Consider the following 14,933-nt stretch of genomic DNA (forward strand, 5'->3'; position numbering starts at 1 on the left):
ACGTCTTCGCGAACTCGAACGCCGACTCACGACGAGGTGCAGCGCATGTCCGGGAACCCCGACTCGGGTTGGTTCGAGCGTCCGGTGACAAGACTCATCAAGCCGTTTCTCGCGTCGTTGCAGGAGCGGCTGCGCCGGGTGCGAGGACTGGGTGACGCCGAGCGCGTCGTCCTGGACGAGGCCTCCGCGCGGCGGCTCCATGACACCGCCCAGCTTCGCCTCAATCGGTTGTTCCTGCTGGAGCTCCACGCCGCCACGCTGACGGGCAAGCTCACCGCCGGGGACGAGCGCGAGCGCTGGACACAGTTCCTCGAGCTGACCTGCACGCCCGATTTCGAGTCGCACCTGCGTCGCCGCTACCCGACGCTCCACTCGCGGCTGGCGACGCTCTGTCAGTACCAGGTGGACGCGGTGCTCCGGCTCGTGGAGCGGTTCGTCGCGGACCGGGACGCGCTGGCGGGGTTGCCGGGCCAGCCTCGGGGAGAGCTGCGCGCCATCTCCCTGGGCGCCGGGGACACGCACCTGGGAGGTCAGGCCGTCGCGCGCCTGGAGCTCGCCGACGGCACGGTGATGTACAAGCCCCGGCCCGTCCAGGTGGACGTCGCCCTGGAAGGGCTGCTCGCGGAGGTGCTGGCGGGAGCGCCCGCGGCGGAGCGCATCCGCGTGCCGGCGGTGCTGGCGCGTGACGGCTATGGCTGGGCCGAGTTCGTCGAGCACCGCTACTGCGACGGCGACGCCGAGCTGGCCTGCTTCTATCGCAACCTGGGCCACTGGCTCGCGGTGATGCGGCTGGTGGGCGGCACGGATTTGCACTCGGAGAACATCGTGGCGGCGGGCCCGGTGCCCATCGTGGTGGATGCGGAGAGCCTCTTCTGTCCGGACCCCGCGGTTCCGGCCTCGGGCCGGGGACAGGCGGTGGATACCGCCGCGGAGCTCATCCGCCGCACGGTGCTGCGCACGGGCATCCTGCCCATCCGCGCGGACGGGCTGGCCCTGGCGGGCCTGGACATCTCCGCCGCGGGCTCCCTGCCGGGACAGCAGCCCCGCATTCCCGTGCCCACCATCGTGGAGGGCGGCACCAGCGCCGCGCGCCTGGGCATGGCGCAGGTGGAGCGCCCGCCCACGAAGAACCACCCGAGCCCGAAGCCCGTGCTGGCGCTGTACTGGGACCAGGTGGTCGCCGGGTTCCGGGACCTCACCGCCGCCATGCAGCGCCGGGGCGCCGGCGTGGACGCCCTGTTGCGGCCCTTCACCGGGTGCGTCGTGCGGCGCATCCGCCGGCCCACGCAGGCCTACGCGGAAATCATCCGGATGCTGTGGCACCCCGCCTCGCTGCACGACGAGGCCGCGGCCATTGCCCGGGGCCAGGACATCCTGCGGCGCAACGCCGAGTCCGCGCCCGGCGCGCCGACGGAGCCCGCGCTCATCGACGGTGAGGTGCGCGACATGCTCGCCGGTGACGTGCCCGTCTTCACCGTCACCGTGGACGCGGCGCTCATCCAGCAGCAGCTCGCGGACTGGCGCTCCGCCGACTTCCCCCTGGAAGAGATGACCATCCAGGGCGCGCTGGTGAGCGCCTATCTCAACGAGCGGGCGCCGCCGCCGCGCCAGCAACTCCCGCCCAATCCCCACCGGGAGCAGCTCGACCGCCGCCGCAGGGCCATGGCCGCGAGCCTGCTGGAGCGCCTGCGCGACAACGCCATCCGCGGCGCGGATGGCTCCGTGACGTGGGTGAGCCCCATCCTCGCCGAGCATGGCTGGGCCATCCGGCCGCTGGCCGCGGACGTCTACAGCGGTCAGGGTGGGCTCGCCATCTGCCTCGCCGAGTACCTGCACGAGCGGGCCCAGGGGCGCGTGGACGCGGTGGACGGCCTGGACGCGCTGTACGAGGGGACGCTCGCCGTGCTCCGCGCCACGGAGGACCGGGTTCCCACCAAGAAGGTGGGCGCCTTCCTGGGGCTGGCCTCGCAGGTGTGGACGTGGAGCGCGCTGTACGAGCTCCAGGGCGAGCCATGGATGCTGGAGCGCGCCCGGGCCCGCGCGGACCTGCTGGCGGAGCGGACCTTCGACGATGACAAGCTGCTGGACATCCTCGATGGCGTGTCCGGCGTGGTGGTCCCAATGCTCAACCTGGCGTCGCTGACACGCGAGGAGCGGTGGCTGGAGGTCGCCGCCAGGGCCGGGCGCCGGCTGGTGGCCACCGTCACGCGAGACGCGGCGGGCGCGCGCTGGGCCACGTCGATGTTCCCGGAGTCCATTGGCGGCTTCGCGCACGGCGCCACCGGCATGGGTTGGGCGCTCGCCCGGCTGGCGCTGAGCGCCGCGGGTTCCGAGACGGAGCGCCGCGCCTGGCTGGACCTGGCGCACGCGGCCTTCGACTTCGAGGAGACGCTCTTCCAGCGGGACGCCGGCAACTGGCGCGATGCCCGGAGCGGGGTGGGGCTGCGCTTCCTGACCAACTGGTGTCATGGCAGCACGGGCATCGGCCTGGCCGCGTGTGACCTCCATGCGCGCACGGGCGCGCCGCGCTACCTCGACGTGGCCCGCCGGGCCGCCGCCGCCGGCCTGCGCGAGGGCTTTGGCTGGAGCCACACGCTCTGCCACGGCGACCTGGGGCTGTGGGAGCTGCTCGAGCGCTGGCGCCGAATCGACCCCGAGGCGGTCCGCGCGGACCGCGATGGCTGGGACGCCGCCATCCTCTCCGGCCTGGAGGAGCGCGGCCCGGTGGGCGGCTGGTCTCGGGACGCCTTCACCCCCGGGCTGATGCCGGGGATTGGCGGCATCCTCCACCTGTTGATGGAGATGCACCCCGACAGCCGCCTCGCCACGCCGCTGCTGCTGGAGCGGCGGCCGGGAAGCCCGGCGGGCGGCCAGGTTCATCCATAGAAAAAAGCGAAGCCTCCCGAAGGAACAACCTTGGGAAGTGCCCGCCTGGGGCGCTGTTCAAGGCAGGTTGGGACGATAAGTCGCGTGAGCGCTTGCATTCGCTCCGCGCTGTTGAATGTTGTCCCCAAGGTTTTTTCTAGGGAGAGAGGGTCATGAAGGGGAGTTTCGCCAAGCGCATCACGTTGTTCGTCCTGACCAACCTCGCGGTGGTCGCGATGCTGGCCATCGTCGGGCGGCTCATCGGGGTGGAGAACCTGCTGGCCCGCCAGGGCGCGGGCCTCAACCTGCCGGGGCTGCTCATCATGGCGGCGGTGATGGGGTTCGGCGGGTCCATCATCTCGCTGCTCCTCTCCAAGCCGATGGCGAAGTGGAGCACGGGGGCGCAGGTCATCGAGTCGCCACGCTCGGAGGCCGAGCTGTGGCTGGTGGAGACGGTGCGCCGGCTCGCGCGGGACGCGGGCATCGGCATGCCGGAGGTGGCCATCTACGACAGCCCGGACATGAACGCCTTCGCCACGGGCGCCAACCGCAACAGCGCCCTGGTGGCGGTGTCCACCGGCCTGCTCCACGGCATGCGGCGCGACGAGGTCGAGGCGGTGCTCGGCCACGAGGTGGCCCACGTGGCCAACGGTGACATGGTGACGCTCTCCCTGCTGCAGGGCGTGCTCAACACCTTCGTCATCTTCCTGAGCCGCGTGGTGGGCTTCTTCGTGGACCGCTTCCTCAGCCGCTCCGAGGACGGAGAGGAGAGCGGCGGCACGGGACCGGCCTACTTCCTCACCAGCCTGGTGCTCCAGATTGTGTTTGGCATTGGCGCCAGCCTCATCGTGGCCTGGTACAGCCGGCGCCGTGAGTTCCGCGCGGACGACGGCGGCGCCCAGCTGGTGGACCCGGGGGCCATGGCGCGCGCGCTGGACCGCCTGCGCATGCAGCAGGGGGAGCCGGCCCTGCTGCCCGCCAACATGCAGGCGTTTGGCATCCGCGGTGGCGGGATGATGGCGCTCTTCGCCAGCCACCCCCCGCTCGAGCAGCGCATCCAGCGGCTGGTGGACGGCAGCTGGCGGCGCTGACACCTGAAGGGACGTACGACCGGCGCATGTCACGAGTGTGTGACATGCGCCGGTCCATTTGGTGACACGGACCACGCGCCTGTGACGGTGCGGCAACAACAGGTGCCGCCGCGTTGCCGCCACGGAATCCGTCTTGTAACGGGAGCGCAAACTCGAGCCCGGAAGCGCTCTCTCTCCGTGGGCAGGCCCTCGCCTTCATGACCTCCACCGCACCGTTCCGCGCTGTTCTCCAGACGTTGCTGTCCGGCACCGCGTTGCTGCTGTCTCCACTGGCCCATGCTCAGCAGGAGGAGGCCCCGCCAGCGGCCTCCAGTGAGGCGCCGCCCGCCGACGAGGCCGCGCCGACGCCGGTGCCGGAGCAGGCGAAGCCCGAGACGCCGAAGCCCCAGGCCCCCGAGAAGAAGGAGCAGGCCTGGTACGACCGCATCCGCATCCGGGGCTACACGCAGTTCCGCTACAACCGGCTCCCCAGCTTCCGGGTGAATGACGCGCTCGTCAACGACCAGGGCGACCGCTTCCTCGGGAAGAACAACGGCTTTGGCATCCGCCGCGCGCGCCTCGTCCTGTTCGGTGATGTCCACGACCGCGTGTCCATCTACCTGCAGCCGGACTTCGCCTCCGTCCTCGGGGACCAGTACAACGTCACCATCATGCGGGACTGGTACGCGGACATCTTCCTGGACGCGAAGAAGGAGTTCCGCCTGCGCGTGGGCCAGTCGAAGGTGCCCTTCGGCTTCGAGAACCTCCAGTCCAGCCAGAACCGCCTCCCGCTGGACCGCAACGACGGCATCAACAGCGCGCTCAAGGACGAGCGTGATCTGGGCGTGTTCTTCTACTGGGCGCCCGACGAAATCCGGAAGCGCTTCAAGTACCTGGTCGACAGCGGGCTGAAGGGCTCGGGCGACTACGGCGTGGTGGGCTTCGGTGTCTTCAACGGCCAGACGGCCAACCGCGCCGAGCGCAACGACACGCCCCACGGCGTGGTCCGGTTCACGTGGCCCTTCCTGTTCGGCTCGCAGTATGTCGAAGCAGGCGTGGGCGGCTATTACGGCCGCTTCAACCTCAGCGCGTCTCCGCGGGACGAGGCGCCCTATGCGCTCGTGGGGGGCTCCAACCAGGTGGATGCCCGCGCCATCGTCAGCCTGACCATCTACCCCCAGCCGCTGGGCTTCCAGGCCGAGTACAACATCGGCCGTGGTCCCTCGCTGGGCGAGGGGCCCGTCGAAGGGCTGCTCATCGACAGCCGCAGGCTCCGGGGTGGCTACGCCCAGCTCATGTACAAGCTGGACGGCGTCCTGGGCGTGTCCCTCATCCCCTACGTGCGCGGCACGCTCTACGAGGGCGGCAAGAAGTTCGAGACGAACGCGCCGCTCTATGACGTGCGGGAGCTGGAAATGGGCGCGGAATGGCAGCTCAACAAGGCGCTCGAGCTGACCGGCACCTACCTCATCTCGGACCGGACCTCGTCGCGCTATCCCTACATCCAGGAGCAGGGGCACGTGACGCGTGTCCAGCTTCAGGTCAACTATTGAGCAGCAGGGGACGCAGATGCTGCGTGGGCAGCATCTGTGTCACGAATATGTAAAAGGTGTCTGGGCTGACCCTTTGTGCGCCGCGTCAGTGTTTGTCCAGAAATACTGAACTGTAACGCTGGGGCTGTTGTTTCGCCGCTTGCGCAACTTTCGGCAGTTGATCCGGAAAACCATGGAGGCGTCTGACTTACTTTGCCCCCATGGAGTCGTCGATGACCGGCAGCACCTCCTACCGAATCCGTCCGGGAGACACTCTCAGCGGCATTGCCCGGCGCAACAACACCACCGTGGATGCCCTGGCCCGCGCCAACAACATCCGCGACCCGGACCGCATCTTCGCCGGCAAGACACTCGTCATCCCGGGCGCCAGCGATGGCTTCGAGGCGAACGCCCCCCGCCCGATGCCGCGTCCGACCGGCCTGCAGACGGGGACCTCACAGCCGCGTGACAGCTTCGAGCCCGGCACCGCGCAGGGCACCATGGCGCAGGGCGTCACGCCCGCGGGCACCAATGGGGCCTCTGGCACCCAGAATGGCTATCGCAACATCGACCTGACGGCCTTCCGCCAGGGCGGCTCCAACTCCGAGTCTGCCATCATCATCGGCACCTCCGAGGGCAACCGCACGCCGAACGGCGGCTTCACGGCGAGCTACGGGGGCCACACGGACCCGGGCAATGCCAAGCACAACCGTGGCTCGTTCTCCTATCAGGGGACGGGGGCGAGCTCGCCCTCGCACGCGGATCAAATCTGGAACCAGGAGCTGGGCCGTGTGACGCCGCAGTACCAGCGCGCCGCCGAGCGTGCGGGCCTGGACCCGAACAACGCGCTGCTGGCCTCCACGTTCTACGACCTGCACACGCAGTCGCCCCGCGCCGCGCAGAACTTCCTCAACCGTGAGCTGCCCCGGCTGGCGCAGGACCCCCGTGGCGTGACGCCCGAGGCGCTCATCGACGCGCGGGTGAACGCGTTCCGCACGGACAGCGGCGAGATCAGCGCCTCCGGCTTCGGCCACAGCGAGCAGCGGCTGCGCGCCGACCAGACGCGGCGCGAGACGGCGCTGGTCCGGGCGCTGGACGCGCGCGGCTACCGCGATGGTGGCGCCGTGGCGAACCCGCCCATCCCGCAGCCGCGCCCGGAGAACCTCCAGGCGTCCAGCACGCCCGCCGAGGTCCCCATCCCGCGGCCGCGTCCGGAGAACCTCCAGGCGTCCAGCACGCCCGCCGAGGTCCCCATCCCGCGGCCGCGCCCGGAGAACCTCCAGGCGTCCAGCAGCACCGAGAGCGCGACGCCCACGGACTTCAACGACAACGCGGTCATCGCGCCCGCGGCGGACCGCCCGGCGGTGCAGACGTCCACGCCCTGGGTCAGCCAGTATGACGGGTCGCGGGTGGAGCGCGCTGGCCACAAGGCCTGCTTCCGCGCCGCGGTGGTGATGGCCGCGGGGGCGGGCGCGACCGTGACGGGGCCTGGCAACCGCATCCAGGTGGCCACGGGTGACGACCCGAACGGCGGCGTCACCGTGGACGCCGCGGCGGCGCGCCGGGGCCGTGAGTACATCGACGGCCAGCTCGACGCGGGCAAGCCCGTCGTCGTGGGCGTGGACCACCGCTCGGGCCGGAACTCGGACAACGTGGACGGCATCACCGACCACTTCGTGGTGATTACGGGCCGCGGCACGGACGAGCAGGGCCGCACCTACTACACGTTCCACGACCCGGCGACGCAGCACCAGCAGCGCGGCGCGGACACCAACCCGAACAACCGCTTCTACGTGGACTCGGAGACGGGCAACCTGTACCGCCCGGGCCCCACCGACGGCAACGTCGTCACCCGGCACTTCGAGGTGTCGATGGTCCGGCCGAACGCCTAGCCGTTGCGCTGGACGCTGGGGAGACCTGATTCCAGGCGGCCTCCGGCGGGCAGGAGTGTCTTTCCGCCCCCGGAGGTTCAGTCAGGAACTGGGCGCGGGCGCGCGGCGCGATATGGTCGTCCGTGCCCCGAGGAGCCATGAACTTCGTCTTCATCTCCCCCCACTTCCCTCCGCATTACTTCCACTTCATCACCGCGCTGCGGGAGCGGGGCGTCACGGTCCTGGGGATTGGTGACGCGTCCTACGAGTCGCTCCGCCCCGAGCTGCGCGAGTCCCTGCGCGAGTACTACTTCGTCCCCAGCCTGACGGACGAGGAGGCGCTCACCCGCGCGGCGGGCTACCTCACCTGGCGGCACGGCCGCATCCACCGCATCGACTCGCTCAACGAGTCCTGGCTGGAGGTGGAGGCGCGCCTGCGCCAGGACTTCCACGTGCCGGGCCTGCAGCCCGAGGACATCCACCGGCTGCGCTCCAAGTCCGGCATGGCGGAGGTGTTCCATGCCGCGGGCGTGCCGCACCCGGACCTCATCCGCGTCCGGGACGCCGCCCAGGTGAAGGACTTCGCCGCGCGCGTGGGCTACCCGCTGGTGCTCAAGCCGGACGTGGGCGTGGGCGCCGCCAACACCTTCAAGGTGGCCAGCGACGCGGAGGTGGACGCGGCCCTGTCCCATCCGCTGCCCACCTCCTACGTGGCGCAGCCCTTCGTGCGCGGCACCATCGTCACCTACGACGGCATCGTGGACCGGCACGGCGTCATCGTCTTCAACCTCAGTCACGAGTACAGCGACGGAGGCATGGAGACGGTGGTGGAGCAGCGCGACATCTCCTTCTGGAGCCACACGGAGATTCCCCCCGCGCTGGACGTGCTGGGCCGGCAGGTGGTGGCCGCCTTCGGCCTGCGCGAGCGCTGGTTCCACCTGGAGTTCTTCCGCCTGCCCGACGGCCGCTTCATGGTGCTGGAGGCCAACCTGCGCCCGCCCGGCGGCTTCATGGTCGACATGATGAACTACACGTGCGACATCGACGTGTACCGGCTCTGGGCGCGCGTGGTGACGGGGGACCCGGTGGCGGACTTCCGCTACACGCCGCGCTACCACGTCTGTCACAGCGCGCGCCGCAAGGCTCGCCGCTACCTGCACGCGCACGCGGACGTGGAGAAGAAGCTGGGCAGCGCGCTCATCCTCCACCGCGAGCTGCCGACCATCTACCACAGCCTCCTGGGCGAGGAGATGTACCTCACCCGCCACACGGACATGGACGCCGTGCGCGAGACGGTGCGCTTCATCCAGGCCAAGGCGTAGCGCGGCTCAGCGCTCATTCCACGTGAGCAGGTAGGTGGTGCTCTCCGCGTCCTCGCCGGCGCGGGTGACGCGGGGCGAGTTGGCGCCGCCCAGGCGCAGGAAGCACTCGAAGAGCGTCTCCGCGTAGCCCGGCGCATCCAGCCGCGAGTTCATCTTCATGGCGTAGGAGGTGGGGCCCAGCTCGGTGAGCTCGACCTCCGTGTAGTTGTCGGTGGCCCGCAGCGTCTGGGGCAGGCGCTGCACCAGGCGCCGGGGGCCCAGCAGCCGCAGGACGCCATACACGGCGCGGCCCACCATGGTGCGCCCGTAGCCCTCGACGTGGCGCTCGGCGAGCTGGCGGAAGGCCTCCTCCCGGGGGACGCCGGGAAAGGTCTCCTCGATGATGACGGCCAGGCACCGCTCCCACAGCGGCACCGGGTAGGCTGGCAGCAGGGGCCGGTCCAGGTCGATGCCCGCCTGTCTCAGCCGGTGCTTGAGGCGCGGGGACACGCGGCCCCGCAGTCCGTGCTCGAGCAGGCCCTCCACCACCTGCACGTAGACGAGCCGCTGCGACAGCGGAACCGACCTGGGAGGCCTCATTGGGGCGAGCCTCACCCCAGCAGCCAGCGCATGGCGCCGGGGAGCCTGCGCTGCCAGTCCCGCTCGTGGTGTCCGCCGTGCGGGTCCAGCACCAGCGCCAGCTCGTGGTCCGCGTAGCCGAGCTGCTTGAGGTGCTCGTAGAAGGCGCGCGTGGACTCGCCGTAGTAGACGGGCACGCCGCTGGCGTCGGTGTACTCGTGGGCGCCCGCGTCCAGGTAGATGCGCGTCCAGCGGCGGCTGTGGGCCGCCCACGCGTCGAACAGCTGGTTGGCCCCCCACGTCACGGTGGGAGACATCGCGCCGATGCGGCCGAACACGTCCGGGTACCGGCAGCCCAGGTAGAGCGAAATCAGGCCCCCCAGCGACGAGCCCATGGCGCCCGTCCACTCCGCCTCCGGGCGCGTGCGGTAGGTGCGGTCCACCAGCGGCTTGAGGTGCTCCACCAGGAAGCGGCCATACGCATCACCGCGTGCGTGGATGCGGCTGCGAGGCTCGTCCCACGGCGAGTACTCGTGGACACGGCCAGCGCCGGAGTCCACCGCGACGATGATCCACGGCTCCAGGCGCCCCTCGCCCACGCCATGCTCCAGCGCGAGGTTGGCGCACCAGGTGTCGAAGATGGCGGACTCGGGGTGGGCGAACACGTTCTGCCCGTCGTGCATGTAGAGCACGGGGAACCGGTGGTCCGGCATCGCATCGTATGCGTGAGGGGTGTAGACGCGCACGGTGCGCGCGAAGCCCTCCTGGGGGGAGGGGAAGTCTCGGACGATGTGGACGTGGCCCATGGAACCGGGGGGCATCATATCTGGAGGAGAGCGACGTCCGGGAACCGCTGGCCCCGGGACTGCACAGTCGGAAGGCGCCACGCGTTGCTGTCTATTTCCGCGTGAAAAGCGGTTTAATCTGGAGTCCCCTCATGGAGCTGGAACATCCGCACCTGGCGGTTCTGCTGCTCACCACCGAGGCCGACCTGCGCGAGGCGCGGGAAGGGCTGGATGGCAGTGAGGAGGCACGTCTGCGCTATGAGGCCGCGCAGTGCCGGGCGGAGGCCGCGTACTTCCTGGCGTGGGATCTGCTCGAGGTCGACCCTCGCCTGGGACGTGCCTGAGGCGGAAGGCGCCGCGTCCCACCCCTGGACGGCCGGTCCGCGTGGCGGACGGCACGCACGAAGGGCGCTCCTGTAGGGAATCGTGGTCTCGGATGTGCACAAGGCGCATGGCGTGCGTCGGGTGCTCTGGATGGGATGGTGGCTGGGGTGGTGGCTGGCGGGCGTGTCGCCCGCGCTGGCCGCGCCGTACGAGGTCGAGCCCGAAGCGGTGGGCGCGCAGGATTTGCTCGCGCTCGTGGAAGAGGGCGCCATCTCCGGCGAGACGCTCTCCGCGCTGCTGGCCTTGCATCGGACCGGCGTGGACCTGGGGCTGGCGACGCGGGCCACGCTCTATGGGTTGCCTGGGCTGAGCTACACGGACGTGGACGCGCTGCTGCGCACGCGCGCGGAAGGCAGTGTCGCGGGAGGCCGCCTGAAGGGCGCGCTGACGGAGGACGTCTCACGGCGGCTCGCGCCGTTCCTCGCGTCGCGAACGTCCGGACGGGTGTCGGGCGATGCGCGATTGATGGCGGCCTTCGCGGCATCGGATGGCCTGCCGCCCCCGCTGGCGCTGCAGGTGCGCGCGCAAGGGCTGGCGAACCTGCGGGTGGGGCTGCTGGCCACGCTCGCGCGGCGGAGCCTGGGGCCCTTGCGGAGGGACGCGCGGCGCCGGGCCTTCGTGGTGGAGGCCCCCGGGCCAGGGGTGATGCTCCCGAAGCTCTACGTGCAGTGGACGGGCGAGCGCGCCTCGCTGCTGGCGGGCACCTACCGGCTGGGCTTCGGGCAGCGGCTCACGCTGGACACCACCGCGCTGCCCTCGCCGGACGGCTTCCTCCCCGACGATGGCGTGCGCCCGCCCTCGGGATTGGAACGCGAGTGCCTGGTGGGCGGAGCTGGCTGCGAGCCCGAGGCGCGTCTATCCGACGTCACGCCGGACTTCCGCTGGGACGAGAGCTTCCGGGGCGTCGCGGGCACGGTGCGAGGCCCGGTGGGGGCGGGCGCGGAGCTGTCGCTCACGGGCTTCGCGTCGTACCAGTCGCGGGCGCTGCCCCGGTATGCGGTGTTGGACCGCGCGTCGTGCCCATCCCCAAGTGCGAGCGGCGGATGCAAGGCGCCGGATGTCTGGGTGACGATGCCCGGCGGACGGGAGCAGAAGCTCACGGCGCGGACCCTGCCGGGGGCCTTCCATGAGTGGGCGGGAGGCGGCAACGCGACCCTGTCATCGTCCTCCCGGGGCCAGGTGGGCGTGACGGGCTGGGTGGCCCGGCCCGTGTGGGGGCAGGGCGGAGCGCCGCTCGACTTCCAGCCCAACGCCCGCTACCCGGCGGGCGGCGCGTTCGGCGCGCTGGGGTTCGACGCCGCGTGGGGGCAGGGGGCGCTGGACCTCTTCTTCGAGGGCGCGCGGAGCTTCGACGCGGCGCCAGGCGGCGGTGGAGGCTTCGGTGCCGTGCAGCGCACCGTGCTCTCGGGCAAGGCGCGAGAGCTGGAGCTGTCGTTCCGCTATTACGGGCGAGGCTTCGCCAACCCTTACAGTGGCGCGCCGTCCGGGCCGGATGCGCTGGAGGGCCTGCGCGTCCGCAATGAGCTGGGCGCCCGGGTGCGCTACCTCCACCGGAACGAGGGACTGTGGCGGCTGCGCGGGCAGGTGGATGCGTGGGTGCTGCCCGCGGACGGCGCGGTGGCCGGCAGCGCGGGGACGCTGCATGCGCGGGCCTCGGCGCGAGGAGACCTCCTCGCATGGCCGGGGTTCCAGCCATCGCTCCAGGTGGAGCTGCGCGACAGCGGCGTGGGCGGAACGGGCGCGTGTGGGGCGTCGCTGGCCCTGGACCCGGACGCGGCGGACCTGTGCGTCAGCGCGCGGCAGGGCGTCATCGCCCGCGTGCGGTCGGAGGTGACGGAGGGACTGTCGCTCTCGCTCCAGTACGGGCATGCGCGCGTGCGGGCGCCCGAGACGAAGGGCCTTCGCCATGACGCGCAGGCCGTGTTCGACGTGCGTGCGCAGCCCGGCGCGGCGCTGAAGCTGCACGGGCGCCTGGTGTGGAAGGACGAGGACCTCTCCGAGCGCAGCCGCCTCCGGCAGGAGCTGCGGGCCGCGCTCGACGTGACGTGGGTGGCGTCCAGCCTCGTGTCGGCGCGTGGCCGCTATGCGTGGGTGCTGGACCTGAAGGACGCCCGCGTGGCGCGCGTACCTCCAGACCCGCCGCGACATCTCTTCCATCTGGAGCTGGAGACACGCTTTTGAAGGAGCTGAACGTGAGGGGGCAGGTCATGACGGGCTGGAGCAGGTGGGGTGCATGGGGGCTGGTGCTGGGATTGGCGGGCGCGTGGGCGTGCGGGGGCGCGCCCCTGGAAGACGGCGCGGACGAGGCGTGCGCGGGGCTGCTGCCCGGTGACCTCGTCATCACCGAGTACCTCAACGACCCGGTGGGCACGGACACGGGGCAGGAATACGTGGAGCTGCACAACCCCACGCGCCTCGCCGTGGACCTGCACGGGGTGACGTTCTACGCGTCCCGTTCGGATGGCTCGCAGGAGCGGGCCTATCTCTTCACCGGGTCGCTGATGGTGGAGCCCGGTGGCCACGTGGTGCTGGGGGACGTGCGTGACGGGCAGGTGCCCGCGCATGTCGACCACGCCTATGGCGAGGGGCTGGGTGCCCTGGGAAACTCGGGCGGGCGGCTGGGCATGCGCTGTGGCGGCCGCGTGTTGGATGAGGTCCAACTCTCCGCGCCCGCGAAGAGTGGTGTGTCGCGCATCTATGACGGCCGGTGGGTGCCGGACGTGGCCGGCAACGACGACCTGTCGCGCTGGTGCGACACGCCCGACGGCGGCGAGACAGCGGGGACGTTCCGGGGCAGCCCTGGCGCGGCGAATGCGCCGTGTGGTCCGGAGGGAGACGGGGGCGTGTCCCTGGATGCAGGCGTCGTGGCCTCGTGCAGGCAGCCGGACGACGGTGGCACGCGGCCCGTGGTGAGCCCACGCCCAGGTGACCTGGTCATCACCGAGGTGATGGCCAACCCCCGGGGCGACGATACGCAGGGAGAGTGGGTGGAGCTGCTGGCCACGGCGCCGGTCGACCTCAACGGGGTGACGTTGGTCGCGGAGGCGGGAGAGACGACCCTGACGGGGCCGGAGTGTCTGTCGCTCGCCGCGGGGGAGTACGCGGTGCTGGCCCGCCGCGCGGACGCGGTGCTCAATGGCGGGCTGCCTCCGCCGGTGGCCACCTTCAGCATGGACCTGCGCAACGCGGGCGGGCGGCTGCTGGTGAGGGCAGGGGAGGTGGTGGTGGACGCCATCGACCAGGGGCCCGCGGAGGACGGGGTGGCCACGCAGGTGTCCGCGTCCCTCGCGGATGCCGTCCGCAATGACGACCTGGCGGCATGGTGCGCCGCCACCGCGGCCTACGGCACGCGCGGCAACCTGGGGACACCGGGCCGTGCGAACCGCGTCTGCGGTGGCGGCGGGCTGGATGGAGGGGCCGGTGATGTGGACGCGGGGACGCCAGATGCCGGGGGAGACGCCGGGACATCCGCGCTGGATTGCATCGACCGGACCACGGGCCGGGCCCGCGCGCGGAGGACACCTGAGGCGGGTTCGGTCGTCCTCACCGAGTTCATGGCGGACCCGAGCGCCGTGGCCGATGCCACGGGCGAGTGGGTCGAGGTGCTCGCGCTGCGCGACGTGGACCTCAACGGGGTGACGCTCTCCAACGAGGGCAGTGGCCAGTCGACGCTCGACTCGGCGCTGTGCCTTGCCGTGAAGGCGGGGAGCCGGGCCGTCCTGGCGCGCAGCGAGGATGTGACCCGCAACGGCGGCCTGCCCGCCGTGCTCGGCACCTTCTCCTTCAATCTCGCGAACACCGCAGGCAACCGGAAGCTCCAGCTCTCGGTGGCGGGGCGCGTCCTCGACGTCGTGTCGTGGACGGGCGCGGCGGTGCCGGGCGTGTCGTCGCAGCTCGACCCTGGCCGCAGCGACCCCCAGCGCAATGACTGGCCAGGGAGCTTCTGTCCCACGCCCGACTCGGCCCGCTATGGCCGGGGTGACCGGGGAACGCCGGGAGGGGTGAACCGCGCATGCGTGCCTTGAGCCGCGGGTGGCATCGCGTGCCGGGCCTCGTGCTGGCCTGTGCACTGGTGGCGTGTGGTGGGGAGACGGAGCCGTCCTGCGGCCCAAGCTCGAGCCGGGTGGTGGAGGTCCTGGACGGAGACACGGTCGTGCTGGAGGGCGGGGAGCGGGTCCGCTACCTGCTCGCGGACACGCCGGAGCGCACAGGCGCGGGAGGTGAGTGCTTTGGCCCGGAGGCGCATGCCTTCAACCGGGGGCTCGTCGAGGGCAGGCAGGTGACGCTCACGTATGGCGAGGCGTGCGAGGACCGCTTCGGCCGGCTTCTCGCCTATGTGTCCGTGGGTGGGCGCGAGGTGAATACGCTGCTGGTGGAGCGGGGGCATGCCTGCGTCCTCCATGTGCCTCCCGCGGGGAGCTTGAGGCGCGCGGAGTTCGAGGCGCTGGAGGCACAGGCGCGGTTGGCGCGACGCGGCATCTGGGGCGCGTGTGCCCCGGTGCCGTGCCAGCGATGAGCCACCTGTCGGACGAGGCGCCGCCGTGGT

11 protein-coding genes are annotated in these 14,933 nt (G+C 71.3%); 9 read left to right on the forward strand and 2 right to left on the reverse strand.

The genetic code is table 11. From position 1 onward, the window contains the following. The first annotated feature begins 45 nt into the window (after nucleotides 1–45). The 5 genes from VZL07_RS17145 (at nucleotide 46) to VZL07_RS17165 (ending at nucleotide 8,660) form a co-directional block, all read left to right on the forward strand. A complete protein-coding gene (locus VZL07_RS17145; protein ID WP_426756620.1) occupies nucleotides 46–2,886 on the forward strand; it encodes a type 2 lanthipeptide synthetase LanM family protein in 2,841 nt (946 codons plus the stop codon). Between the two features lie 152 nt (nucleotides 2,887–3,038). Further along, a complete protein-coding gene (gene htpX, locus VZL07_RS17150) occupies nucleotides 3,039–3,956 on the forward strand; it encodes a protease HtpX (RefSeq protein ID WP_426756621.1) in 918 nt (305 codons plus the stop codon). A 197-nt stretch (nucleotides 3,957–4,153) separates the two neighbouring features. Continuing rightward, nucleotides 4,154–5,488, forward strand: a complete 1,335-nt coding sequence (locus tag VZL07_RS17155; RefSeq protein WP_426756622.1) for a porin — start codon at nucleotides 4,154–4,156, stop codon at nucleotides 5,486–5,488. 212 nt (nucleotides 5,489–5,700) lie between these two features. Beyond that, nucleotides 5,701–7,359 (forward strand): LysM peptidoglycan-binding domain-containing protein, encoded by a 1,659-nt coding sequence (locus VZL07_RS17160; RefSeq protein WP_426756624.1) that lies wholly within the window; start codon nucleotides 5,701–5,703, stop codon nucleotides 7,357–7,359. A gap of 137 nt (nucleotides 7,360–7,496) precedes the next feature. Next, nucleotides 7,497–8,660, forward strand: coding sequence for an ATP-grasp domain-containing protein (locus VZL07_RS17165; RefSeq protein ID WP_426756625.1), 1,164 nt, complete (start codon nucleotides 7,497–7,499; stop codon nucleotides 8,658–8,660). 6 nt (nucleotides 8,661–8,666) lie between these two features. Here VZL07_RS17165 and VZL07_RS17170 read toward each other — a convergent pair whose 3' ends face one another. Then, the gene (locus tag VZL07_RS17170) at nucleotides 8,667–9,239 is read right to left on the reverse strand and encodes a DUF2378 family protein (protein ID WP_426756626.1); all 573 of its coding nucleotides are present in this window, start codon (nucleotides 9,237–9,239) and stop codon (nucleotides 8,667–8,669) included. Nucleotides 9,240–9,250: 11 nt separating this feature from the next. After that, nucleotides 9,251–10,024, reverse strand: coding sequence for an alpha/beta hydrolase (locus VZL07_RS17175; protein WP_426756627.1), 774 nt, complete (start codon nucleotides 10,022–10,024; stop codon nucleotides 9,251–9,253). A 131-nt stretch (nucleotides 10,025–10,155) separates the two neighbouring features. On the opposite strand from VZL07_RS17175, the gene VZL07_RS17180 reads away from it, so the two are divergent. The 4 genes from VZL07_RS17180 (at nucleotide 10,156) to VZL07_RS17195 (ending at nucleotide 14,903) form a co-directional block, all read left to right on the forward strand. Further along, nucleotides 10,156–10,347, forward strand: a complete 192-nt coding sequence (locus VZL07_RS17180) for a hypothetical protein (protein ID WP_426756628.1) — start codon at nucleotides 10,156–10,158, stop codon at nucleotides 10,345–10,347. 82 nt (nucleotides 10,348–10,429) lie between these two features. Continuing rightward, the gene (locus VZL07_RS17185) at nucleotides 10,430–12,568 is read left to right on the forward strand and encodes a hypothetical protein (protein WP_426756629.1); all 2,139 of its coding nucleotides are present in this window, start codon (nucleotides 10,430–10,432) and stop codon (nucleotides 12,566–12,568) included. Nucleotides 12,569–12,594: 26 nt separating this feature from the next. Beyond that, nucleotides 12,595–14,412: a lamin tail domain-containing protein gene (locus VZL07_RS17190; RefSeq protein ID WP_426757304.1), complete on the forward strand. Its 1,818-nt coding sequence runs from the start codon at nucleotides 12,595–12,597 to the stop codon at nucleotides 14,410–14,412. Continuing rightward, the gene (locus VZL07_RS17195) at nucleotides 14,400–14,903 is read left to right on the forward strand and encodes a thermonuclease family protein (RefSeq protein WP_426756630.1); all 504 of its coding nucleotides are present in this window, start codon (nucleotides 14,400–14,402) and stop codon (nucleotides 14,901–14,903) included. The genes VZL07_RS17190 and VZL07_RS17195 overlap by 13 nt, the downstream gene beginning before the upstream one ends. Nucleotides 14,904–14,933 lie beyond the last annotated feature (30 nt).

Source organism: Pseudomyxococcus flavus (assembly GCF_050038885.1).
GTDB lineage: Bacteria > Myxococcota > Myxococcia > Myxococcales > Myxococcaceae > Myxococcus > Myxococcus flavus.

What these genes read in the sequence shown, in the direction of transcription:
- VZL07_RS17145 (WP_426756620.1), top strand. Translation starts at nt 46, where the DNA reads ATGTCCGGGAACCCCGACTCGGGTTGGTTCGAGCGTCCGGTGACAAGA.
- htpX (WP_426756621.1), top strand. Translation starts at nt 3,039, where the DNA reads ATGAAGGGGAGTTTCGCCAAGCGCATCACGTTGTTCGTCCTGACCAAC.
- VZL07_RS17155 (WP_426756622.1), top strand. Translation starts at nt 4,154, where the DNA reads ATGACCTCCACCGCACCGTTCCGCGCTGTTCTCCAGACGTTGCTGTCC.
- VZL07_RS17160 (WP_426756624.1), top strand. Translation starts at nt 5,701, where the DNA reads ATGACCGGCAGCACCTCCTACCGAATCCGTCCGGGAGACACTCTCAGC.
- VZL07_RS17165 (WP_426756625.1), top strand. Translation starts at nt 7,497, where the DNA reads ATGAACTTCGTCTTCATCTCCCCCCACTTCCCTCCGCATTACTTCCAC.
- VZL07_RS17170 (WP_426756626.1), bottom strand. Translation starts at nt 9,239, where the DNA reads ATGAGGCCTCCCAGGTCGGTTCCGCTGTCGCAGCGGCTCGTCTACGTG.
- VZL07_RS17175 (WP_426756627.1), bottom strand. Translation starts at nt 10,024, where the DNA reads ATGGGCCACGTCCACATCGTCCGAGACTTCCCCTCCCCCCAGGAGGGC.
- VZL07_RS17180 (WP_426756628.1), top strand. Translation starts at nt 10,156, where the DNA reads ATGGAGCTGGAACATCCGCACCTGGCGGTTCTGCTGCTCACCACCGAG.
- VZL07_RS17190 (WP_426757304.1), top strand. Translation starts at nt 12,595, where the DNA reads ATGACGGGCTGGAGCAGGTGGGGTGCATGGGGGCTGGTGCTGGGATTG.
- VZL07_RS17195 (WP_426756630.1), top strand. Translation starts at nt 14,400, where the DNA reads ATGCGTGCCTTGAGCCGCGGGTGGCATCGCGTGCCGGGCCTCGTGCTG.